The following is a 20,461-nucleotide window of genomic DNA, read 5'->3' on the forward strand; positions in this document are numbered from 1 at the left end:
GCTCGGGCGCGGGGTCAGCCGCGCCGGGCCGAGGCTTTCGGCTCGCCCAGAACCGGGTATCCAAGGTCGTCCGGGATCACCAGCCACTCGCCGTCGGGGCGCTGTTCTGCCCAGGGATGGACACGGCGCTGCGGGAAGCGGCGCAGGGCTGCGAGGGCCTCTTCGTGGCTGGCATAGAGCGCGAGGCGTTCGAGATTGCGGCGGGTGGGAAAGATCACCGATATCTCTCCGCGATCGGCCATGGCCAGCGCCTCGGCTGCGCTGGCCCAGAACAGGCGCGTGTTCTCGGTGGCATCGACGGTGACGTCGACCGCGCCGGTGCCAAGGTCGGTGATGAAGAAGCGGGTGTCGAAGGCGCCTTCCCACAAGGGACACCAGTGCGCGAAGAAGGCGAGGCTTTGCGGATCGAGCGTCCAGCCGAACCTGTCGAGGACAGTGGAGAGCCTGCCGTCTTCCAGCAGCACCTCGCGCGCCGTGCGGGCTTCGTCCACGCTAACCGGGCGATCGACCGCGATGGCAAGCCCGGTTTCCTCGAGCGTCTCGCGGATTGCGGCGATCCGCGCGGCAGCCATCTCGATGGGCATGGCGGGCAGGAGCCGGGCGCCAAGCTCTCGGTCGGCAGGATCGACACGCCCACCGGGAAATACGGTGGCGCCTCCGGCAAAGCGCATCTCGCGCGAACGCTGGACGAACAGCAACTCGGGCGGCTGCCCGGCCTGCGGTGCATTGCGGAAGATGACGAGGGTTGCGGCAGGGATGACGCGCGGGGCATGTGCGGGCATCGGCTGGTCGCTGGGAGCGCTGGCCTGTGACATGCCCTGCTTGTCCCGCCTCTGAGCGTATCGGGCAAGCGCTTTCGTTTCCGGATTGCGCGACAGCGTGAGCGCGCCATGGCCATCCCGCGCCTTGCCATGTCGAACGGAGCGCCTGTCGGTAGGCCTTACAAGGTGTTCATCGACCGTCTCCCGGCACACGGGAAAGGTGGCCGGTTTCTGCCATTTTCCGAATCTGGCACGGTGTGTGCTTAAGGTATTACGTACCCCCCGAGCTAGTCTCGACCGAGACGGGGCCGATCAGTCTCCCGGCCCCGTCTCCCCCGAGCCTCTCCCCGACATCGCGATCTCTTCCCGCCCCGGGACTTGCTGCGCTCTTCGCGCGCGCACGAAAAAGGCCCGGGAAGGGGTGTCCTTTCCGGGCCTCTCATGTCTGCCAGCGTGCTCGGGCTCAGCCTTGCGGAGCGATCCCGGATTCGGAGACGAGCTGGTGCAGTTCACCGGCCTCGTACATCTCCATCATGATGTCCGATCCGCCGACGAATTCACCCTTAATGTAGAGCTGCGGGATCGTGGGCCATTCCGAGTAGGCCTTGATGCCCTGGCGGATTTCCTGGTCCTGCAGCACGTCGACGGTCTCGAAGGGGACGCGGAGGTGATCGAGGATGGCGACCGCGCGGCTCGAGAAGCCGCACTGCGGGAACAGCGGCGTGCCCTTCATGAAGAGGACGATGTCGTTGGACTTTACAAGGTCGCCGATGCGGGCGTTGACGTCGGACATGGAAAACGGATCCTGAAAAAAGCGTGTGTACGTCAGTTGGGAACGGCGGTGGTCAGTTGCAAGGCGTGGAGTTCCCCGCCCATGCGCCCGCCGAGTGCCTGATAGACCATCTTGTGCTGCGCAACGCGCGGCTTGCCCGCGAAGGCGGCGCTCACCACGTGGGCCGAATAATGGTCGCCGTCGCCGGCAAGGTCGGTGATGGTGACCTGCGCATCGGGCAGGGAGGCGCGGATCAGCGTCTCGATCTCGTCAGCGGCCATGGCCATGGCGGGTACTCCGTAGTTTCAGTGGTGCGGGGGCGCGCATGGTGCGCGTCCCGCAAAGTAAATCAGGCGGCGCCGAGGAAAGCGCGGCGGGCCTCGACCTGCTTGGCCTCGAGTGCGGCGCGCACTTCGCTCTCGCTGGTCTCGACACCTGCTGCGGTGATATCGCCGAGCAGCTTGCGGATCACGTCCTCGTCGCCTGCTTCCTCGAAGTCGGCCTGGACGACGGCCTTGGCGTATGCTTCGGTCTCGGCCTCGGACAGGCCCATGCGCTCGGCTGCCCATTCGCCCACGAGGCGATTGCGGCGCGCCTGGATGCGGAACAGGGTGTCGGCGTCGTGTGCGAACTTGGCTTCCTCGGCGCGCTCGCGATCGTCAAAGCTGGTCATGTCTCAACCCCAAAAGACGAGGACGGCACTTCGCGAAATGCGAAAGCGGGCCTCCATCGGACTGCTATAGCCGATAGGGCCCGCGCACGAAGCGTTCAATCCCGTTTCTGCGCGCAAGGCGCGGGCCCGGGGATAAGGATGTGTCAGGCCGCCGCGCGCTTGGGGTTGGCGAGGAAGGGCAGGCTCTCGCGGGCCTTGCCTTCGTAGGCGTCGATTTCCTTGCCCTGAGCGAGGGTCAGGCCGATCTCGTCGAGCCCGCCGAGCAGGCAGTGCTTGCGGAACGGATCGATCTCGAAGCGGAAGCGATCCTGGAAGGGCGTGGTCACCGTCTGCGTCTCGAGGTTGACGTCGATAGTCTCGGTCTTCGCCACCTCGAGCAGGCGGTCGATGGCTTCCTGCGGCAGCGCGACGGTAAGGATGCCGTTCTTGAAGGCGTTGCCCGAGAAGATGTCCGAGAAGCTGGGCGCGATCACGCAGGTGACGCCCATGTCGAGCAGCGCCCACGCGGCATGCTCGCGGCTCGAACCGCAGCCGAAGTTGTCACCGGCAATGAGGATCGGCGAGCCTTCATAGGCCGGGTCGGTGAAGACGTTGCCCGGTTCGGCCTTGACCGACTCGAGGCAGCCCACGCCAAGGCCCTCGCGCGTGACGGTCTTGAGCCACTGGGCCGGGATGATCACGTCGGTATCGACGTTCTTGCGGCCGAACGGGTAGGCGCGGCCGGAAACCTGGGAAATCGCTTGCATGGTTGCTCTTCTTCTCGGCCTGTTCAGTCGGTCTCGGGTGCCTGCTCGGGGTGCGCGGGCTTCTCGTCGGCGCGCGACTTGCGGCGCTTGACGAAGAGCAGCGCAGCCGCGATCGCGGCCGAGCCGATGGCCGCGCCAGCGGCGAGAGCGGCCTTGCCGGCCAGCGAGGTGTCGGTGTCGTCGGACATGCTCTGGTCTCCTGCTCTCTTGTTCGCTCAGGCGAGCTTTTCGAGGTCGCGCACGTCGGCAAGGTGGCCGGTCACCGCAGCGGCGGCGGCCATCGCCGGGCTGACGAGGTGCGTGCGTGCGCCCGGACCCTGACGGCCGGTGAAGTTGCGGTTCGAGGTCGAGGCGCAGCGTTCGCCCGCAGGCACCTTGTCGGGGTTCATCGCGAGGCATGCCGAGCAGCCCGGCTCGCGCCATTCGAGGCCGGCATCGGTGATGATCTTGTCGAGCCCCTCGGCCTCGGCCTGCGCCTTGACGAGGCCCGAGCCGGGGACGACGATCGCCCACTTGACGCCCGGGGCCTTCTTGCGGCCCTTGAGGATCTCGGCGGCGGCGCGGATGTCCTCGATGCGGCTGTTGGTGCACGAGCCGATGAAGACGTTCTCGATCGCGATGTCGGTCAGCCTGGTACCCGGGGTCAGGCCCATGTAGTCGAGGCTGTGCTTGACCGCGTCGCGCTTGGAGGCGTCTGCGAAGTCCTCGGGGGCGGGGACCGTCGCGCCGATCGGTGCGGTGTCCTCGGGGCTGGTGCCCCAGGTGACGGTCGGCTCGATGTCCTCGGCGCGGATGTGGATCGACTTGTCGTATGTTGCGCCTTCGTCGCTGGCGAGGCTCTTCCACCAGGCGACGGCCTTGTCCCAGTCCTCGCCGACCGGCGCATAGGGGCGGCCCTTGACGTAGGCGAAAGTGGTCTCGTCGGGGGCGATGAGGCCGGCGCGTGCACCCGCCTCGATCGACATGTTCGAGACCGTCAGGCGACCCTCGATCGACATCTCGCGGAATACGTTGCCGGTATATTCGATGACGTAGCCGGTGCCGCCGGCTGTGCCGACCTTGCCGATCACGTGCAGGATCACGTCCTTGGGCGAGACGCCTGCGCCGAGCTTGCCCTCGACGTTGACCTGGAAGGTCTTGGACTGCTTGAGCAGCAGGGTCTGCGTCGCCATGACGTGCTCGACCTCGCTGGTGCCGATGCCGAAGGCGAGGGCGCCCAGGCCGCCGTTGCAGGCGGTGTGGCTGTCACCGCACACGATCGTCGCGCCGGGCAGCGAGAAGCCCTGCTCGGGACCGACGACGTGGACGATGCCCTGCTCGATATCGGCATCGCCGATGTAGCGGATGCCGAACTCGGGGGCGTTCTTCTCGAGCATCTCGAGCTGCTGCGCGCTTTGTGGATCGGCGATCGGCACGCGGTTGCCGCTCGCGTCGCGGCGCGCGGTGGTGGGCAGGTTATGGTCGGGAACCGCGATGTGAAGGTCGGGGCGGCGTACCTTGCGGCCAGCAGCACGTAGGCTTTCGAAAGCCTGCGGGCTCGTCACTTCGTGGACGATGTGCCGGTCGATGTAGATGAGGCAGGTACCGTCGTCGCGGGTGTCGACGACGTGGGCGTCCCAGATCTTCTGGTAGAGTGTGCGCGGGTTCGTGGTCATGATGCAAGCGCGCTTAGGCCTGCGCGCCGCGCAATTCAAGCATGACGATCATGCCCTGTCGCGCAATTATCCGGCAGGAGGAAGCCCGCGTGGGCAACGCGCGGCAAACCGGGCGTAGGGTCCCGGTCTGCCGCGCAGCCCCGAAGGGCATCGCCAGACAGGAGCGGTGGAAGGGGAACCGCTCCTGCCTGGACAGTCACGGGAGCCTGTCAGCGGCGGGCGTGCTGGGGCTTCTTGTTGAAATCGTGGCGTTCTGCTCGCAGCGAGGCGCGAATCTGGTCGGCCTTGCGCTCGAGCATGCGCACTTCGCTGCGCTGGAGACCGCCGCGCGCATAGCGTCCGTAGAGCCCGCGAAGCTCGCCCAAGTCACGCTTGAGGCTGGCGCTCTCGCGGCGCGAGAGGGTGCCGCGCCGGGTGGCCCGGTCGATGTCACGCGAGAGCTGGCTGATCTGGGTGCGGATCGTGTCGTTGCGCGCAGGGGTCATGTGCGCGGCCTGTGCGCGGTTGCCGTTGTGCACAGCGGCGGCATTTGCAGGAGCGACCGAGGCGATCGCGAAGCTGGCGACGAGGGCGGGGGCGAGGATCTTGGTGAGGGTACGCATCGGGCTTTCCTTTCGTAGCTCGGTCTGGAGGTTTCGCCGTGGCGGGCGGCTCGGCCTCGTTCCGTGCATTCAGGATTAAGCCTCGAAAGATGAACGCCAGTTATCTCTCCCGTCGCAGGATCGTGTGCAATTGTAAGAGAGTGTCGCGGTCCGCGCGGGCGGTGCTATAGGGATCGACATGACCGCATTTGCCGCCTTCCTGATCGTCCTTGCCACCGTCGCCACGATGGAGTTCGTGGCCTGGTCGAGCCACAAGTACATCATGCATGGTTTCGGCTGGGCCTGGCATCGCGACCACCACGAGCCGCACGACAAGCTGCTTGAGAAGAACGACCTTTACGCCCTGTTCGGCGCGGCGATCAGCATTGCGATGTTCGCGCTGGGATCGCCGCTGGTCATGGGCACCTCGGCGTGGGAGCCGGGGACCTGGATCGGGCTGGGCGTGCTCGTCTACGGCGTGATCTATACGCTGGTGCACGATGGCCTCGTTCACCAGCGCTATTTCAAGTGGGTGCCCAAGCGTGGCTATGCCAAACGTCTGGTCCAGGCGCACAAGCTGCACCATGCGACCATCGGCAAGGAGGGGGGCGTTTCCTTCGGTTTCGTGCTGGCGCGCGATCCGGCGGTGCTCAAGCGCGAGCTGCGGGCCCAGCGCGAGCGCGGCATCGCCGTTCTGCGCGATGCAGTGGACGCCTGACGACGCCTGCCTCGCGGCAACTTATGGGCCTTTGGCGGGTTAGGCTCAGGACCGAGTACTCGCGCCTACGAGGTTTGAAGAAAAATGGCTCAGAGCGAGGAAGGAAGGCAAAGGAATATGTCGATATTTCAAGACTTCCTGACGCTGCGCTGGGCCATTTTTATCAAATCCCTCCGGGACGCCGGAATGGCTTCCATCTCGAACCGAAGTGGCCTTGGACGGGCAACCAGCCCGTCCGGCGGCTACTGCGGCCCGATCTGTTCGCCATTTCGGCGCCTCGTAGGCGTGAGTACTCGGTCCTGAGCCTAGCTAGGGTTGATCTCCAGGAGGGACCAGCAAAGTGAACGACACTGCCACCGGCGCCGAGGCGCCGACCCCGCAAACTGACGAGGACAAGATCGAAGAGCAGCGCCGCGCCGAACAGAAGGCCGAGCGCGAGAATGCCGAGCGCGAGATCGAGAGCGGCTCGACGCTCACGCGCAAGGAACGGCGCCGCGCATCCGAGCATAGCCGTCTCAGCGCGCTGACGGTCTACGCGATCATCGCCCGTGAGGGCGAGGAGGAGCTGCGCCGCCCGACATCCTCGTTGTGGTGGTCGGGCATTGCCGCGGGTATCGGCATCTCCACCTCGGTCTTCGCGCAAGGCCTGCTCTACGCCAATTTTCCCGACGACCCCAATCGCTGGCTGATTTCCTCGCTGGGTTACAGCGTCGGCTTCGTGCTGGTCATCCTCTCGCGCCTGCAGCTGTTCACCGAGAATACGCTGAGCGTGGTCCTGCCGATGCTCTCCGAGCCGAGCTGGGGCAAGCTGGGTCTGTCGGCAAGGCTCTGGGCTATCGTGCTGACGGCCAACTTCATCGGCACCTTCCTTACCGCCTTCTTCGTGCTGGCGATGAGCGTCGAGGTCGGCGGCGAGCCGGCCGGCTACGTCAAGGCCATGCTCGAGGTTTCGCACCATGCTGCCGAAACGCAAGGCTGGGAGGCACTGGTCAAGGGAATCCCGGCAGGCTTCTTCATTGCGGCCTTGGTCTGGATGCTGCCCAGCTCCAAAGGATTCGAGCTGTGGGTGGTCATGCTCTTCACCGCCTTGATCGCGGCGGGGGGCTTCACGCACGTGATTGCCGGATCGACCGAGATGTTCATGCTGGTGGTCGATGGCCAGATTTCGGCGCGCGACGCTTTCCTGCAGTACCTGGCACCAACTTTCGCCGGCAACGTGATCGGCGGGACCGGGCTCTTCGCGATGCTCGCCTACGGGCAGATCCACGCCGAGATCTGACGGGCGCGCACGGCAGCGTGCTATTCGTTGCGGGTCCAGATCCAGGGGCCCAGCACCGCGAGCACGCCGACCGGGATCAAGGCCACAGGAAAGCCGACGACAAACCAAGTGAAGGGGATCGAGCAGGTCATCGCGAGGATCGCGGAGACTTTGCCCTTGCGGCTGATCGCGCGCCGGTCGCGCCATGCGCGAAGGTGCGTGCCGTGCTTGGGGTGGTTGTAGAGCCGCTCGGCCCACTCGGGATGGCTCTTGGAAAAGCACCAGGCCGCGGCGAGGTAGAACACCACCGTGGGCATGACCGGGAGGAAGATGCCGATCGTGCCCAGCGCGACGAAGACGACCCCCGCCGCGAGCCAGAACGAGCGTTTAAGCTTGCGCATTGCGTGCGGCGGTCTCGCGGATCAGCGAGATCATGTTGGGCACGCCCTGAGTGCGGTTGGAACTGAGCTGGTTGCCGAGGTCGAACGGCGCCAGCGCTGCGGTGATGTCGGCCTCGGCCACTTCGGCGGCAGGCTTGTCCTGCACTGCCGAAATCACCAGCGCGACGATCCCCTTGGTGATCGCGGCATTGGAATCGGCGAGAAAGTGCAGCTTGTCCTCACCCTCGCGCGGCATCGGGTAGACCCAGACCGAGGCCGAGCAGCCGCGCACCTTGGTGGCGTCGGTCTTGAGTGCGTCGGGCATGGGATCGAGCTCACGGCCCAATTCGATGAGCATGCGATAGCGTTCGTCGCCATCGAGGAACTCGTATTCTTCAAGGATATCGTCGAGGCTGCGCATGTCATGCCATTTAGTCCCCATCGGACGAAGGGCAAGGGGGATGGCGCGGTGCGAGGGGCCAAGCGGTCTGCAGGTTCCGCCAGCAGCGCCGTGATCGGCGGGCCTGTTGGCCGCGCGCATCGGGGCAAGTGGCGAGGAACATTGCCTTGGCGCGCGCTTCCTGTCAGGGAAACCGCATGAGCGCACCTCTCGACGAAGACCGCAGCCATCCCTTCTTCGCCATGCACGAGCATGGCTTCGTCAGGGTCGCGACCTCGACGCCGCACGTGCGCACCGCCGATGTCGCCTTCAACTGCGATGCCGTGCTCGCAGAAGCGCGCCGCGCGCACGAGGCGCAGGTGGACCTGCTGGTATTTCCCGAGCTGTGCCTGTCTTCCTACGCGATCGACGACCTGCACCTGCAGCTGGCGATGATCGAGGCGGTCGAGGCCGAGGTTGCCGAGATCGTGCGTGCCAGTGCCAGCCTCTCGCCGGTGCTGCTGGTCGGCGCCGCCATCGCGCACAAGTCGCGGCTCTACAACTGCGCGCTGGTTATCGGCCACGGCAAGCTGCTCGGCGTGGTGCCCAAGTCCTACCTGCCCAATTACCGCGAGTTCTACGAAAAGCGCTGGTTCGCCGCCGGGCGCGGCCTGCGTGGCGGCACGATCCGCCTTGCCGGACACGAGGTGCCCTTCGGCACCGATCTCGTCTTCGCTTCCGAGGTCCTGCCGCACTTCCGCTTCTTCGCCGAAATCTGCGAGGACGTCTGGGCGCCGACCCCGCCCAGTTCGCTTGGCGCGCTGGCGGGCGCGACGATCCTTGCCAACCTGTCGGCCTCGAACATCACCATCGGCAAGTCGGACGAGCGCCACCTCTTGTGCCGTTCGCAGTCGGCGCGCGCGGTCGCGGCCTACGTCTATTGCGCCGCCGGGCACGGCGAGAGCACGACCGACATGGCCTGGGACGGGCAGGGCATGATCTACGAGCTGGGCGACCTGCTCGGCGAATCGCAGCGCTTCTCGCTCCATCCCGAACTTTGCATCGCCGACGTCGACTGCGAGCGGATCGATGCCGAGCGCATGCGCGTGCCGACCTTCAACGATGCCGCGCTCGAAGCGGGTCGTCCCGAGGACACCTTCCGCACGGTCGCCTTCCGCCACGCCCCGGCGCGCGGCGACATCGGCCTCGTGCGCCCGATCGCTCGCTTCCCCTTCGTGCCCGACCGCGCCGAGAAGCTCGACGCCGACTGCTACGAGGCGTTCAACATCCAGGTCGACGGGCTCATGCGCCGGATCGAGGCCACGAGCGCGAAGTCGATGGTGATCGGCATTTCGGGCGGGCTCGATTCGACCCATGCGCTGATCGTCGCCGCGCGCGCCTGCGACCGGCTCGACCTGCCGCGCAGCTTCATTCGCGGCTATACCATGCCCGGCTTCGGCACGAGCGATGGCACCAGGTCGAATGCTTGGAAGCTGATGGAGGCGCTGGGCATCACCGCCGAGGAAATCGACATCCGTCCTGCCTCGACCCGCATGCTCGAAGACATCGGCCACGCCTTCGCCAATGGCGAGCCTGTCTACGACGTCACTTTCGAGAACGTGCAGGCGGGGCTGCGCACCGACTACCTGTTCCGGCTCGCCAGCCAGCACAACGGTTTCGTCATCGGTACCGGCGACCTGTCCGAACTGGCGCTTGGCTGGTGTACTTACGGCGTGGGTGACCAGATGAGCCACTATGCGGTCAATGCCGGCGTGCCCAAGACGCTGATCCAGTACCTTATTGCCTGGTGCGCGCGCACCGGCGACTTCGATGCGGCGACAGGCGCGGTGCTGCTTGCGGTGCTCGACACCGAGATATCGCCCGAGCTCGTGCCGGCTGGCACCGATGGCGCCTTGCAGAGCACCGAGGAGAAGATCGGGCCTTACGCGCTCAACGACTTCTTCGTGCACCACGTGATGCGCTTCGGGCAGAAGCCGTCCAAGGTCGCCTTCCTCGCCTGGCATGCCTGGCACGACGCCAGTGCGCGCAGCTGGCCCGAGGGCTATCCGCAGGACCGCCGCGTGGCGTACGATCTTGCGGTCATCCGCAGCTGGCTGGAGAAATTCCTGCGCCGCTTCTTCGCTTTCAGCCAGTTCAAGCGCTCGGCGATCCCCAATGGCCCGAAGGTTTCATCGGGCGGCGCTCTGTCGCCGCGCGGCGATTGGCGCGCGCCATCGGACGCGAGCGCGGCGGTATGGTTGGCGGAGCTGGATGCCAAGGTGCCGGGCTGAGCTGCGCGCAATGGGGCGGACGGTCGTTAATTATGAGAGGATCTGGCACCGCACCGAACCGGCTTTGACGGGCTCAGCCTGAGCGGAGGGGCCGGTACAAGCCCCGCTACCTGCCTCAGTCGCGCAGCTTCTCGATCTCGCGGGCGAGGTCCTTGCTCTGGCGATCGTCGGTGGCGATGCGCTCGAGCACGGCGATACGTTCGCGCAGCTGTTCGATCTCGTGATCGACGTCGTCGTCACGATCGAGCAGGCGACCGGCGCGGCCCCGGCCCGAGCGGTGTTCGATGCCGTCGCCGCGCTGCTTCTGGGCTTTCAGCCATGTCACGCAGCCGATCACGAAAATGATGACGACGGCTGTCCAGAAATTCATCGACTGCTTACCTCGTTGGCTACCATCAGGGTCTTCTCGCTCTGTCCGTCGGCGCTTTCAAGCAGCGCGTCGATCTGGCGGGCGATCTCATCACTCTCGCTCGACTGGGTAACGATTCTTTCGAGAACGCGCACCCGGTTTTCGAGCTCGATGTTCTTGGCGCTGAGCACGGCGCGCTCGGCGCCCTCGCCCGAGGTTATCTCGAGCTTGCGTTCGATATGCGCGAGCCGGCGCTTGTAGGCGCTGGCGATGACCGCGGCGATGGCGACGAAGCCGCCGAAAACTACGATCAGGCCGATGATGTCCCCGAAGGTCACTGGCGCGTCTCCTTGTCCGCGGCCTGAGCAAGACTGCGTGCCTCGCGCAGGCCCTCGATCTGTCGGGCGACGTCGTAGCCCTGGTCGGTGACGATGCGCTCGACGGCGGCCATGCGGTCCTTCATCGCGCTGACCTCGGCGCGCAACTCGGCGTTTTCCTGGGTGAGCAGCTGGACCCGGGCCTGCGCCTCGCCGTCGGTCTTGGGGTAGATGCTCTTGCCCCAGGAATTCTCGAGCGGATAGCCGTGGCGCATGCGCAGCCAGTTGTTGAAGACCCAGCCGGCGGTGCCGATGGCCGTGGCGACGACAATGACGGGGCTGAGCATTTCGAGCGTGGCGAGATCGAGAGCCATGATGGCATCCTTTCGTGGTGACGCGCGATCAGCGCGGGCGGGGCTGCGCGGTGCGGTTGGTGTCGCGCTCGATGTCGAGGGCGGTTAGAGCCTCGATCTGGCGGGCCGTGTCGTAGCTGCTGTCGGTGACGATGACCTCGAGCGCGGCAGTACGCTTCTCGAGCTGGGCAATGCGCTCCAACAGCTTGGCATTGGCCTCTTCGTGGCGGCGGGTTGCGGCGGGATCGGTCTTTTCGGTCTTGCCGAAGAATTCGTCCTCGAGCGCGTAGCCGTGGCGTGCACGAATCCAGTTGTTGATCAGCCAGCCACCGGTGGACAGGGCGATGATCAGCAGGACGAAGTTGGGGCCACCCCAGTTCATTTCGGCAGCTCCCTCAGTTGACGTGTTTGTCGGTGGCGGAATTGCGCTCGGTCTCGACGTTGCGCTGGTCGCGCAGGGCTTCGATATGCAGCGCGGTATCGAAGCCGCCATCGGTGACGATACGTTCGAGGACCCGGACGCGTTCTTCCAGTTCCGCCGCATTGGAGGCGTATTGCGCTGCCTTTTCCGCGGTGGCCTGAAGCTGGAGTTCCGCCATCTTGTGCTGGTGCTTGGTCCAGATCACCAGTCCGCCGACGATGAACGGCGCGAGCGGTATCAGGAGGGCGAGTGTTCCGGTATCCATGTCGTCTTGTCCCCGTTGGTGCCCGGCCCGTGAAGGGCCGGGGCCTGCTTGTGGCAATCAGCGCAGATTTTCGATCTCGGCAGCGAGGCGCGGATTGCTGTTGGTGTAGTGCGCTTCCATCTCGGCGACGCGGCGGTCCATGTCGGACAGTTCGGCGCGGCGACGGTCGGAGCGGGTGACGCCGTCGCGGCGGGCCTGGCGGCGTTCCATGCGGCGCAGCAGGCGCTCTTCCTCGCGGGCAGAGTACAGGTCCATTGGGCGGTTGTCGGCGATGACCGCGATCGCGATGTAGATCAGGATCGTGGACCCGAAGCCGAACAGTGTGAGCAATACCGCGCCCAGGCGCATCCAGAAGGCATCGACGCCGGTATAGTCGGCAAGGCCCGAGCACACGCCGAAGACCTTGGCGTTCGACTTGTCGAGATAGAAATGTCCGCGTGACACTGTAGTTGTCCCTTCCCTTGGGTTGTCGTGTCGAGGACGTCATCGCCCCCGCTATCCCCGGAAATTGCCCCCCTTTTCGGGGTGCCGCCGTGTCCGGCGCGCGCCTTTCCGGGAAGGCGCCGCGCCGCGGCAGCTGCGGATCAGGCTTCGCTCTTGCCGGTCGCGGGCGAGCCCATCGACTTCTTCATCTCGGCAAGTTCGGCGTCGATCGAGTCTCCATCTGCGAGTGCCGCAATTTCATCGGCGAGCGTCGGCTGGCGCTCGTCGGCGAGGCCCATCGCCTCGGCGCGGCCTTCGGCATAGTCGACGCGGCGCTCGAGCTGGTCGAAGCGGGCGAGCGCCTCGTCGACGCGCTCGCTGGCGAGCAGCGTGCGCAGCTTGACGCGGTTCTCGGCGCTCTGCAGGCGCGCGGTGATTGCGCTCTGGCGGCTGCGCGCCTCGCGCAGGCGGTTCTGCAGCTTCTCGATGTCCTGCTCGTAAGCGCGCAGGCTGTCGTCGAGGACTGCGATTTCCTGGTGAAGCTGGCCAGCCATGTCGGAGGCCTTCTTCTTCTCGAGCAGGGCGGCGCGGGCGAGATCCTCGCGATCCTTGCTCAGTGCGAGCTGGGCCTTGTCGCCCCAGTCGGCCTGCAGCCGGTCGAGCTTGTCGACGTGGCGGCGCAGTTCCTTCTGGTCGGCGATGGTGCGTGCCGATGAGGTGCGCACTTCGACGAGGGTCTCTTCCATCTCGAGGATGATCAGGCGGATCATCTTCGCGGGATCCTCGGCCTTGTCGAGCATGTCGTTGAAGTTGGCGGCGATGATGTCGCGGGTGCGCGAGAAGATGCCCATGCTCGTAAATCCTTTTTTCGAGTGCGTGCCGCTGGTGAGGCGGTGCGATTGGTTGTGCGACCGGTATTGGTTGAAGGTGTGCTCGGTATGCTCGCCATGATCGTTGGCGGCGCCGAAGCGGGGGCGGTGGTCCCGCTGTGCAGATCCTTGCGAAGCTTGCAGGACCTCGATTTCCGCGTCGAGCCTGCTCATGCCAAGGGTACTCCGCAGACCGGGGCGGCATAGGCCTTGGCCGGGCCGATGCGGTCGGCGGTGGCGATCAGGTTGAAGCTGCCCATGGCGAGCAGGCTGATGATGATCGCCCAGTCGAGCCGCGTGCGGCCGAGCGTCGAACGACGCCAGAACGACTGGCTGGCATTCCCGGCGTTTTCAATGCTGGCGTGGTGCAACGACATGACCTTCATTCCCTCAGAAATCTTGAGCCGCCTTCGCGGTATGTCCCTCTCATTGCACGGCCCGTGCCAAACTGGAGAAATCCCGGAATTCTGCGCTTTTCTGTATGCACCATGAATGTACAGGCCAATTAAGTTTGCTACTATATGGGAAATTATACTAGATATTGGCAATGGATCGCGACGTTCAGTTTATCGGCCAGTCCTCGGTTTTTCTCGATGCGGTGGAGCGCGCGAGCCGCGCTGCCCCGGTCGGGCGTCCGGTGCTTGTCATCGGTGAGCGTGGCACCGGCAAGGAGCTCATAGCGCAGCGCCTCCATCGCCTCTCAGCGCGCTGGGATCAGCCGCTGGTCACGCTCAACTGCGCTGCCTTGCCCGAGACCCTGATCGAGGCCGAGCTGTTCGGCCACGAGGCGGGGGCCTTCACAGGGGCCGTACGTGCACGTGCCGGGCGTTTCGAGGAGGCGGACGGGGGCACCTTGTTCCTCGACGAACTGGGCAACCTGTCCATGGCCGCGCAAGAGCGGCTGCTGCGTGCGATCGAATATGGCGAGGTCGCGCGGATCGGCGCATCGCGTCCGCTTCAGGTCGACGTGCGCATTGTTGCTGCGACCAATGCCGACCTGCCCGCGATGGCGCGCGCGGGGACCTTTCGTTCCGACCTGCTCGACCGGCTCAGCTTCGAGGTCATCACCCTGCCGCCTTTGCGCGCGCGCGAAGGCGACGTGTTCGAACTGGCCGATTACTATGGCCGTCGCATGGCGGCCGAGATGCAGTGGGATGGCTGGCCCGGCTTCTCTGGCCGCGCACAGCGCGCGCTCGAGACTTATGGCTGGCCAGGCAACGTGCGCGAACTGCGCAATGTGGTCGAGCGCGCGGTCTATCGCTGGGATGAGCCTGACATGGCCATCGATGCGATCGTGTTCGATCCGTTCGACAGCCCCTGGCAGGCATGTGCGGACGAACAGCCCGCTCAGCCTGAATCCGCCGTGCCGGATGCTGCTGGTGGCGCTCTCGCGTCGTCCGGGGCAGCCGCGAGGCCGCAGGCGGGGCAGGACGAGGCGCAGGGTCTGCCTGCATCGCAGCCGGCGCTGGATGTTGCGGTGGTAGATCATGGAGGCGACTTGCGGGGGGCAGTCGAGGCCTACGAGCGCGGCCTGCTCGTCGCCGCGCTCGAGGAGCAGCGCTGGAACCAGCGCCGCACCGCGCCGCTGCTCGGTCTGAGCTACGACCAGCTACGCCACGCCATGAAGCGTCATGGGCTTCACGAGGCATCGCGTGGTTGAACGGTGGTGGTTTTCGAGAGGTGGGCGGCGCTTTTGGGCGGGTATCCGTCGGGAGGCTGTTCTCATTCGACGAACAACATGATGCCAGGGGCTGTCTCGCCTGTCAGGATACTGTAAAGTCCCTAGGTGTTAATCAGGTGTGAAGGGGCCAGTCGTAGACCGGTCTGCGCCTGTGTTCGATGCCGGCAATCGAGGCCGGATGATGATTGTCTGCTGGGTAACGGGAACCGAGTCGTGCCTGTCGTGAACGACGAATGTGATGCCAGGGATATCTATGAGGGGCTGACCGCAAAGCAGGTCGAGGTCCTCGACCTGCTGGTTGCGCACCGCACTACCAAGGAGATCTCGCGCGAGCTGGGTATTGCCCCCAATACCGTTGACCAGCGCATCGCTGCGGTGCGCGACAAGTGGGGGACCTCCAACCGCAAGGATACCGCCCGCAGATACGCGGAAATCCGCGAACTATGTGGAAAACCCATATGTGGTTTTTCGTATCTCGACCCCGAGGCACAAACCGCCGAAAGCTTGGGACAAGACCTGCCGGTCGATCCGCACTTCGTGCTCTCCGATGCCCGGCCCATGGAGCTTCCCATGGGCAGTTTCCAGGGGTGGTTCGAAGACACGCCGGAGCCGCTGGCAGGCCTGGAGGCTTTCGACAGGAAGTTCGGCCGCTTCGGACGGCTGGGCATGATCCTGGTCCTGGCCCTGCTGATGGCGATGACGCTGGCGACCGTGCTGGCCATTGCCGATGTCATGGGGCGGTTGCTGTAAGGCGTTTCTAACCCCTTGCCGTAACCGGGGCGAAAGTTTCCGATCCTGACACTTGCCGGCAGGCGGGCTTCACGACGAAGTGCCGCAGGCCATGCAGCGGAGACGAAGACATGACGATGACCCCTGAGGTAGCCAGCCTGCGTATCGGCAGGACCGTGCGCTCGGTCGAGGATGCGATGGACGAGCTGATCGCTCGCTCCGGCGAACTGTTTGCCGAAATGGCCCGTGCCCGCATCGCCACTGCCAATGCCGCGCATGCCGGCCAGCGCCCGATGATGCGCATTGCCGCGATGCAGAAGAACCTCGTGGCCGCCCGCTCGGAGCTGGTGCGTGCCCATTCCGATCTCTCGCGTCTCGCCGAGACGATGGACATTCCGGTCGAGGAATGCCCCGAGAACGCCGTTCTCGCCGACACTGCGTTCGAAGACGCGGCCTGATCTGCAGCTGGATGGGATGGTGACTTGGGAGCAGGGTTAACCCTCGCGGACCTTCTGCAGCCGGCCTTCTTCGCTCTCATGCTGGCCAGTCTCGGACTGGCCTTGTGGAAGGGCGGGGAGCCCGAGCGGGCGGGCGCACTGGTGCTCGTCGCGATGTGGGCCCTGCAGTCGCTTGGCGTCAATTTCCTTCCCAGCCGTTTCATCGCCGTCGATCCCGTCGCGTTCCTGTCCGACCTTGTCGGGACGCTGGGCTTCGGTGCGATCGCCCTCAATGCAAGAAGGTTCTGGCCGCTATGCGCAACAGCACTGCAAGTGCTCAGTCTGAGCGCCCATTTCGCGCGCTGGGCGGATCTCGCGATCCCCAAGCTGGTCTACGCGCTGATGCGCAGTGGTCCGACCTTCGTGGTGCTTTCGGTGCTGCTGATCGGTACCGTCCTGCACCTCAGGAGGCTGCACAGGGATGGCGTCGATCGCTCCTGGCAGGACTGGTCCCGGGGCGCTGCCAGGTCAGGCCGGCAAGTCGCCGGGCGCTGAGCCTGATGCCGCTCGAGGGTTCCTTGATGGAACACCTTGTGCGGCATCTGGGGCCGCTGCGCCATGAAGTCCTGCTTGCAGTGTTCTACGACGATCGCGGCCGTTTGCTGGGGCATCTGCTCGAACAGGATGGTGCGTTGCAGAGTGTTTCGGGGCGCTACCGTGCGCTGATCGAGCCTGCGCTGCGGCTGGGCTCGAGCGGGCTGGCGCTGGTCCACAACCATCCCTCGGGCGATCCTTCGCCAAGCGCTGCGGATGCCAGTACGACGCGTTGTCTGCAGGCGCTCTCGATGGCCATGGAGCTGGAGTTTCTCGATCACGTGATCATAGCCGGCCGGGCCGCGGTCAGCATGCGCAGGGCAGGGCTCATGGTCCAGCCCGAGCAGGCGGCCCCGGTCGAGCCGCAGGCTTTAAGGCTCACCCCGTCGCGAGCGGCGGACTGGGTTCAATCTCCGGGCGGCACGCGTCCTCGCGGCGCGGGCTGACAAACGGAGCACATGGGGGAGTGATGGACCCTCGGCTCGTCGCCATTACCGCGAGTCGTTGCGACCATCATTCATTGCGGCGGGGCGCCTGGTGCGTTCCGCCGCCTTTTTTTGGGCAACGCGGCATCACTGGAAATGCGCGCGGCAGCTTCGTTGCGCGCCGTCCATGCGTTGCTGTCGGGCCCTGCTCGACGTATCTCCCCTTGCGTTCTCGACCGATTGCGCCTATCTGGCCTCCATCCCGGCATTGGTTAGACATGGATCGGGCTGGCGCCGGAAGGGGCCGGCGCGAAACGACGTACCTGCAGCCGGACCGATTCGCATTACCCCACCCGCCGCGCGCCGGACGCGCGGCCCAGCAAGTTTACCGGAGTTTCGTTTGGCCGATATCGCACGCATCACCGAAGTCATCGAGCCGGAGGTCAAGGCCCTCGGTCTGGAGCTCGTGCGCGTGCGTTTCTTCGGCAAGAGCGAAGTCGGGGACGACGAGATCGCGCTGCAGGTCATGGCCGAACGCCCCGAGACCGGGCAGCTCGTGCTCGACGATTGCGTGGCGCTCTCGCATCGTATCTCGGATCGCATGGATGCGCTCGAGGAAGCTGGAGAGGACCTGATCGAGGAGGCTTATCGCCTCGAGGTCAGCTCGCCGGGGATCGATCGCCCGCTGACCCGGGTCAAGGACTACGCCAACTGGGCCGGCCACGAAGCGCGCATCAACCTCAGCGCGCCGGTCGACGGTAACCGCAAGGCATTGCAGGGCGACCTTCTCGGTATCGCCGGCGAACCCGGGGCCGAAGTGGTCACGCTCGAGGACCGCAAGTCCGGCAAGGTGGAATTCCCGCTTGCCGACGTACATTCCGCCAGGCTCGTCCTCACCGACCGCCTGATCGCAGCCACCCGTCCGCTGGATACCAGCGGTGCGGACGACATTCTTGAGGAACAGGAAGACTAAGCCATGGCCAGTGCGATTTCCGCCAACCGCGCCGAGCTGCTCGCGATCGCCAATGCGGTCGCCTCGGAGAAGATGATCGACAAGTCGATCGTCATCGAGGCGATGGAAGAAGCCATCCAGAAGTCGGCTCGCAACCGTTACGGTGCCGAAAACGACATCCGCGCAAAGCTCGATCCGCGCACCGGCGACCTGCGCCTGTGGCGCGTCGTCGAGGTCGTCGAGGAAGTCGAGGACTACTTTAAGCAGGTCGACCTCAAGCAGGCCGAGAAGCTCCAGCCCGGCGCTGCAATCGGCGACTTCATCGTCGATCCGCTGCCCCCGGTCGATCTCGGCCGCATCGACGCGCAGTCGGCCAAGCAGGTGATCTTCCAGAAGGTCCGCGACGCAGAACGTGACCGCCAGTACGACGAGTTCAAGGACCGTGCCGGCGAAGTCATCACCGGCGTGATCAAGTCGGTCGAGTTCGGCCACGTGATCGTCAACCTGGGCCGCGCCGAGGGCGTTATCCGCCGCGACCAGCAGATCCCGCGCGAGGCCGCCCGTGTCGGCGAGCGCGTGCGTGCGATCGTCTCGCGCGTCGAGCGTCAGAACCGCGGTCCGCAGATCTTCCTGAGCCGTGCACACCCCGACTTCATGAAGAAGCTCTTCGCGCAGGAAGTGCCCGAAATCTACGACGGCATCATCGAGATCAAGGCCGCTGCCCGCGATCCGGGCTCGCGCGCCAAGATCGGCGTGATCAGCCACGATCACTCGATCGACCCGGTCGGCGCCTGCGTCGGCATGAAGGGCAGCCGCGTCCAGGCCGTCGTGCAGGAACTGCAGGGCGAGAAGATCGACATCATCCCCTGGAGCGAGGACACCGCGACTTTCGTCGTCAACGCGCTTCAGCCCGCGACCGTCAGCCGCGTCGTCATCGACGAGGAAGAGAACCGCATCGAGGTCGTCGTGCCCGATGACCAGCTTTCGCTGGCGATTGGTCGTCGTGGCCAGAACGTGCGTCTCGCCTCGCAGCTGACCGGCTCGCAGATCGACATCATGACCGAGGCCGAGAGCTCGGCCAAGCGCCAGAAGGAATTCACCGAGCGCTCGAAGATGTTCGAGGACGAGCTCGACGTCGACGAGACCCTCTCGCAGCTGCTGGTGGCCGAAGGCTTCACCGAGCTGGAGGAAGTCGCCTACATCGAGCTGGCCGAACTGGCCGCGATCGAGGGCTTCGACGAGGAGCTCGCCGAGGAACTGCAGAGCCGTGCCCATGAAGCGCTCGAGCGTCGCGAGGAAGCGAGCCGCGAGGAGCGTCGCGCGCTGGGCGTCGAGGATGCCCTCGCCGAACTGCCGCACCTCACCGAGGCCATGCTGGTCGTGCTCGGCAAGGGCGGGATCAAGACCCTCGACGATCTCGCCGACCTCGCCACCGACGAGCTCATCGCCAAGAAGCGCACCGAGCAGCGTCGCCGTGACGGCACCGTCAACCGTCGCGCCCGCGAGGAAGACAAGGGCGGTGTGCTCGGCGAGTACGGCCTGAGCGAAGAGCAGGGCAACGAGATCATCATGGCCGCCCGCGCCCACTGGTTCGACGACGAGGATGTCGCCGAATACGAAGTGGCCGAGGGCGCTGCGGAAGAGGCCGACGTGGCCGACACCGCCAACGGGGAGGCCGCCGATGCGGAATCCTCGCAATGAGCGCTTAAGCTCCGACATCGATAGCCCGGGCGCGGAGAGGACTTGCATCCTCTCCGGCAGGAAAGCTGCGCGCGAAGACCTCGTGCGACTGGCGATTTCGCCCGACGGTATGGTGCTTCCCGACATCCACGCGCGTGCCCCTGGGCGCGGCGCGTGGATCGGCGTTGATCGCACGACCCTTGAAAAAGCCGTCGCGAAGGGCAAACTAAAGGGAGCACTGGCGCGTGCCTACAAGGGCGCGTCTATGTCGATCCCCGAGGATCTGGCCGAACGCATCGAGACCGGGCTTGCCCGGGCTCTGGCAGACCGGCTCGGGCTCGAGCTTAAATCGGGCAAGCTTCTGATGGGCTCGGACCGGATCGCGCAGAACGCGCGAGAGGGCAAGGTGGCATGGCTCGGCCATGCGGCTGACGCCAGCCAGGATGGATCGCGCAAGCTCGACCAGGCCTGGCGCGTGGGTCGCGATCTCGAAGGGACCGGACTCCAGGGCACACGCTTGCCTCTGGACCGCGAGGCGCTGTCTGTGGCATTGGGCCGCGACAATGTCGTCCATTTGGCGCTCAGTGATTCCGGCGCGGCCCGCAGGGTCGAATCGCTGCTTGAGCGCCTTCTGCATTTCAGAGGGCTGGCGCCGCCACTCTCTGGCGCGACCGAAAACGAAAATGGCGATGGGCCGGCTCGCGCCGCTGTGCCCGTGACGACACCCGATCTGGGTCGGGCACAGAATTGAA

29 protein-coding genes are annotated in these 20,461 nt (G+C 65.6%); 11 read left to right on the top strand and 18 right to left on the bottom strand.

Translation table 11 applies throughout. The features are described 5' to 3' along the window. Positions 1-14: 14 nt before the first annotated feature. The 8 genes from I5E68_RS03165 to I5E68_RS03200 all read right to left on the bottom strand — a co-directional run bounded on the left by I5E68_RS03165 (position 15) and on the right by I5E68_RS03200 (position 5,209). Positions 15-815: an NUDIX hydrolase gene (locus tag I5E68_RS03165; RefSeq protein ID WP_197160697.1), complete on the bottom strand. Its 801-nt coding sequence runs from the start codon at positions 813-815 to the stop codon at positions 15-17. Between the two features lie 409 nt (positions 816-1,224). Next, entirely contained in the window at positions 1,225-1,554 is a 330-nt protein-coding gene (gene grxD / locus I5E68_RS03170) for a Grx4 family monothiol glutaredoxin (protein ID WP_197160701.1), read from the bottom strand. A 32-nt stretch (positions 1,555-1,586) separates the two neighbouring features. After that, positions 1,587-1,820, bottom strand: a complete 234-nt coding sequence (locus I5E68_RS03175; protein ID WP_197160702.1) for a BolA family protein — start codon at positions 1,818-1,820, stop codon at positions 1,587-1,589. 62 nt (positions 1,821-1,882) lie between these two features. Next, positions 1,883-2,206, bottom strand: coding sequence for a DUF1476 domain-containing protein (locus I5E68_RS03180; protein ID WP_197160703.1), 324 nt, complete (start codon positions 2,204-2,206; stop codon positions 1,883-1,885). Positions 2,207-2,349: 143 nt separating this feature from the next. Next, positions 2,350-2,952 (bottom strand): 3-isopropylmalate dehydratase small subunit, encoded by a 603-nt coding sequence (gene leuD, locus I5E68_RS03185; RefSeq protein WP_197160704.1) that lies wholly within the window; start codon positions 2,950-2,952, stop codon positions 2,350-2,352. 23 nt (positions 2,953-2,975) lie between these two features. After that, positions 2,976-3,140, bottom strand: coding sequence for a hypothetical protein (locus I5E68_RS03190; RefSeq protein ID WP_197160705.1), 165 nt, complete (start codon positions 3,138-3,140; stop codon positions 2,976-2,978). A 27-nt stretch (positions 3,141-3,167) separates the two neighbouring features. Next, positions 3,168-4,607, bottom strand: coding sequence for a 3-isopropylmalate dehydratase large subunit (gene leuC / locus I5E68_RS03195; RefSeq protein ID WP_197160706.1), 1,440 nt, complete (start codon positions 4,605-4,607; stop codon positions 3,168-3,170). Between the two features lie 209 nt (positions 4,608-4,816). Continuing rightward, the gene (locus tag I5E68_RS03200) at positions 4,817-5,209 is read right to left on the bottom strand and encodes a hypothetical protein (protein ID WP_197160708.1); all 393 of its coding nucleotides are present in this window, start codon (positions 5,207-5,209) and stop codon (positions 4,817-4,819) included. A gap of 178 nt (positions 5,210-5,387) precedes the next feature. Here I5E68_RS03200 and I5E68_RS03205 point away from each other — a divergent pair, with 178 nt between their 5' ends. Next, positions 5,388-5,906 carry a sterol desaturase family protein gene (locus I5E68_RS03205; RefSeq protein WP_197160710.1) on the top strand — a complete coding sequence of 173 codons (519 nt, stop codon included), beginning with the start codon at positions 5,388-5,390 and terminating at the stop codon, positions 5,904-5,906. Positions 5,907-6,246: 340 nt separating this feature from the next. Then, on the top strand, positions 6,247-7,185 hold the full coding sequence (locus I5E68_RS03210) for a formate/nitrite transporter family protein (RefSeq protein WP_323982074.1): 939 nt from the start codon (positions 6,247-6,249) through the stop codon (positions 7,183-7,185). 20 nt (positions 7,186-7,205) lie between these two features. On the opposite strand, the gene I5E68_RS03215 is transcribed toward I5E68_RS03210, so the two are convergent. Together I5E68_RS03215 and I5E68_RS03220 are read right to left on the bottom strand one after the other, a co-directional pair. Then, positions 7,206-7,565: a YbaN family protein gene (locus tag I5E68_RS03215; protein WP_197160711.1), complete on the bottom strand. Its 360-nt coding sequence runs from the start codon at positions 7,563-7,565 to the stop codon at positions 7,206-7,208. Continuing rightward, entirely contained in the window at positions 7,552-7,965 is a 414-nt protein-coding gene (locus I5E68_RS03220) for a SufE family protein (protein ID WP_197160714.1), read from the bottom strand. Before I5E68_RS03220 ends, I5E68_RS03215 begins: the two co-directional genes overlap by 14 nt. Before the next feature lie 176 nt (positions 7,966-8,141). Here I5E68_RS03220 and I5E68_RS03225 point away from each other — a divergent pair, with 176 nt between their 5' ends. Beyond that, complete coding sequence (locus I5E68_RS03225; protein WP_197160724.1) at positions 8,142-10,214, top strand: NAD(+) synthase; 2,073 nt, start codon at positions 8,142-8,144, stop codon at positions 10,212-10,214. Positions 10,215-10,329: 115 nt separating this feature from the next. Here the strand turns inward: I5E68_RS03225 and I5E68_RS03230 are convergent, their stop codons facing one another. The 8 genes from I5E68_RS03230 to I5E68_RS03265 form a co-directional block, all read right to left on the bottom strand. Continuing rightward, positions 10,330-10,584 carry a hypothetical protein gene (locus I5E68_RS03230; RefSeq protein WP_197160726.1) on the bottom strand — a complete coding sequence of 85 codons (255 nt, stop codon included), beginning with the start codon at positions 10,582-10,584 and terminating at the stop codon, positions 10,330-10,332. After that, entirely contained in the window at positions 10,581-10,901 is a 321-nt protein-coding gene (locus I5E68_RS03235) for a hypothetical protein (protein ID WP_197160728.1), read from the bottom strand. The genes I5E68_RS03230 and I5E68_RS03235 overlap by 4 nt, the downstream gene beginning before the upstream one ends. After that, a complete protein-coding gene (locus I5E68_RS03240; protein WP_228726799.1) occupies positions 10,898-11,254 on the bottom strand; it encodes a hypothetical protein in 357 nt (118 codons plus the stop codon). Before I5E68_RS03240 ends, I5E68_RS03235 begins: the two co-directional genes overlap by 4 nt. A 28-nt stretch (positions 11,255-11,282) precedes the next feature. Continuing rightward, positions 11,283-11,615: a hypothetical protein gene (locus tag I5E68_RS03245; RefSeq protein ID WP_197160730.1), complete on the bottom strand. Its 333-nt coding sequence runs from the start codon at positions 11,613-11,615 to the stop codon at positions 11,283-11,285. A 13-nt stretch (positions 11,616-11,628) separates the two neighbouring features. Then, complete coding sequence (locus I5E68_RS03250; RefSeq protein ID WP_197160732.1) at positions 11,629-11,919, bottom strand: hypothetical protein; 291 nt, start codon at positions 11,917-11,919, stop codon at positions 11,629-11,631. A 57-nt stretch (positions 11,920-11,976) separates the two neighbouring features. Continuing rightward, complete coding sequence (locus tag I5E68_RS03255; RefSeq protein ID WP_197160734.1) at positions 11,977-12,363, bottom strand: PspC domain-containing protein; 387 nt, start codon at positions 12,361-12,363, stop codon at positions 11,977-11,979. A 140-nt stretch (positions 12,364-12,503) separates the two neighbouring features. Beyond that, positions 12,504-13,385 carry a phage shock protein PspA gene (pspA, locus tag I5E68_RS03260; protein WP_197160736.1) on the bottom strand — a complete coding sequence of 294 codons (882 nt, stop codon included), beginning with the start codon at positions 13,383-13,385 and terminating at the stop codon, positions 12,504-12,506. After that, positions 13,382-13,588, bottom strand: coding sequence for a hypothetical protein (locus I5E68_RS03265; RefSeq protein ID WP_197160738.1), 207 nt, complete (start codon positions 13,586-13,588; stop codon positions 13,382-13,384). Before I5E68_RS03265 ends, pspA begins: the two co-directional genes overlap by 4 nt. Before the next feature lie 170 nt (positions 13,589-13,758). Between I5E68_RS03265 and pspF the strand changes: the two genes are divergently transcribed. From pspF to I5E68_RS03305, 8 genes are all read left to right on the top strand, one after another. Further along, complete coding sequence (gene pspF, locus I5E68_RS03270; RefSeq protein ID WP_197160740.1) at positions 13,759-14,871, top strand: phage shock protein operon transcriptional activator; 1,113 nt, start codon at positions 13,759-13,761, stop codon at positions 14,869-14,871. A 234-nt stretch (positions 14,872-15,105) separates the two neighbouring features. Further along, positions 15,106-15,642, top strand: a complete 537-nt coding sequence (locus I5E68_RS03275; RefSeq protein WP_323982075.1) for a LuxR C-terminal-related transcriptional regulator — start codon at positions 15,106-15,108, stop codon at positions 15,640-15,642. Between the two features lie 110 nt (positions 15,643-15,752). Continuing rightward, on the top strand, positions 15,753-16,079 hold the full coding sequence (locus I5E68_RS03280) for a hypothetical protein (protein ID WP_228726800.1): 327 nt from the start codon (positions 15,753-15,755) through the stop codon (positions 16,077-16,079). A gap of 24 nt (positions 16,080-16,103) precedes the next feature. Then, the gene (locus tag I5E68_RS03285; protein ID WP_197160742.1) at positions 16,104-16,613 is read left to right on the top strand and encodes a hypothetical protein; all 510 of its coding nucleotides are present in this window, start codon (positions 16,104-16,106) and stop codon (positions 16,611-16,613) included. Positions 16,614-16,639: 26 nt separating this feature from the next. Then, entirely contained in the window at positions 16,640-17,098 is a 459-nt protein-coding gene (locus tag I5E68_RS03290) for a JAB domain-containing protein (RefSeq protein WP_228726801.1), read from the top strand. Between the two features lie 379 nt (positions 17,099-17,477). After that, positions 17,478-18,050: a ribosome maturation protein RimP gene (rimP, locus tag I5E68_RS03295; protein ID WP_197160744.1), complete on the top strand. Its 573-nt coding sequence runs from the start codon at positions 17,478-17,480 to the stop codon at positions 18,048-18,050. Between the two features lie 3 nt (positions 18,051-18,053). Beyond that, positions 18,054-19,730 carry a transcription termination factor NusA gene (nusA, locus tag I5E68_RS03300; protein WP_197160747.1) on the top strand — a complete coding sequence of 559 codons (1,677 nt, stop codon included), beginning with the start codon at positions 18,054-18,056 and terminating at the stop codon, positions 19,728-19,730. Further along, positions 19,711-20,460: a DUF448 domain-containing protein gene (locus tag I5E68_RS03305; RefSeq protein ID WP_197160749.1), complete on the top strand. Its 750-nt coding sequence runs from the start codon at positions 19,711-19,713 to the stop codon at positions 20,458-20,460. Before nusA ends, I5E68_RS03305 begins: the two co-directional genes overlap by 20 nt. Position 20,461: the final 1 nt, after the last annotated feature.

The sequence above is a fragment of the Novosphingobium aureum genome (assembly GCF_015865035.1).
GTDB classification, from domain to species: Bacteria; Pseudomonadota; Alphaproteobacteria; order Sphingomonadales; family Sphingomonadaceae; genus Novosphingobium; species Novosphingobium aureum.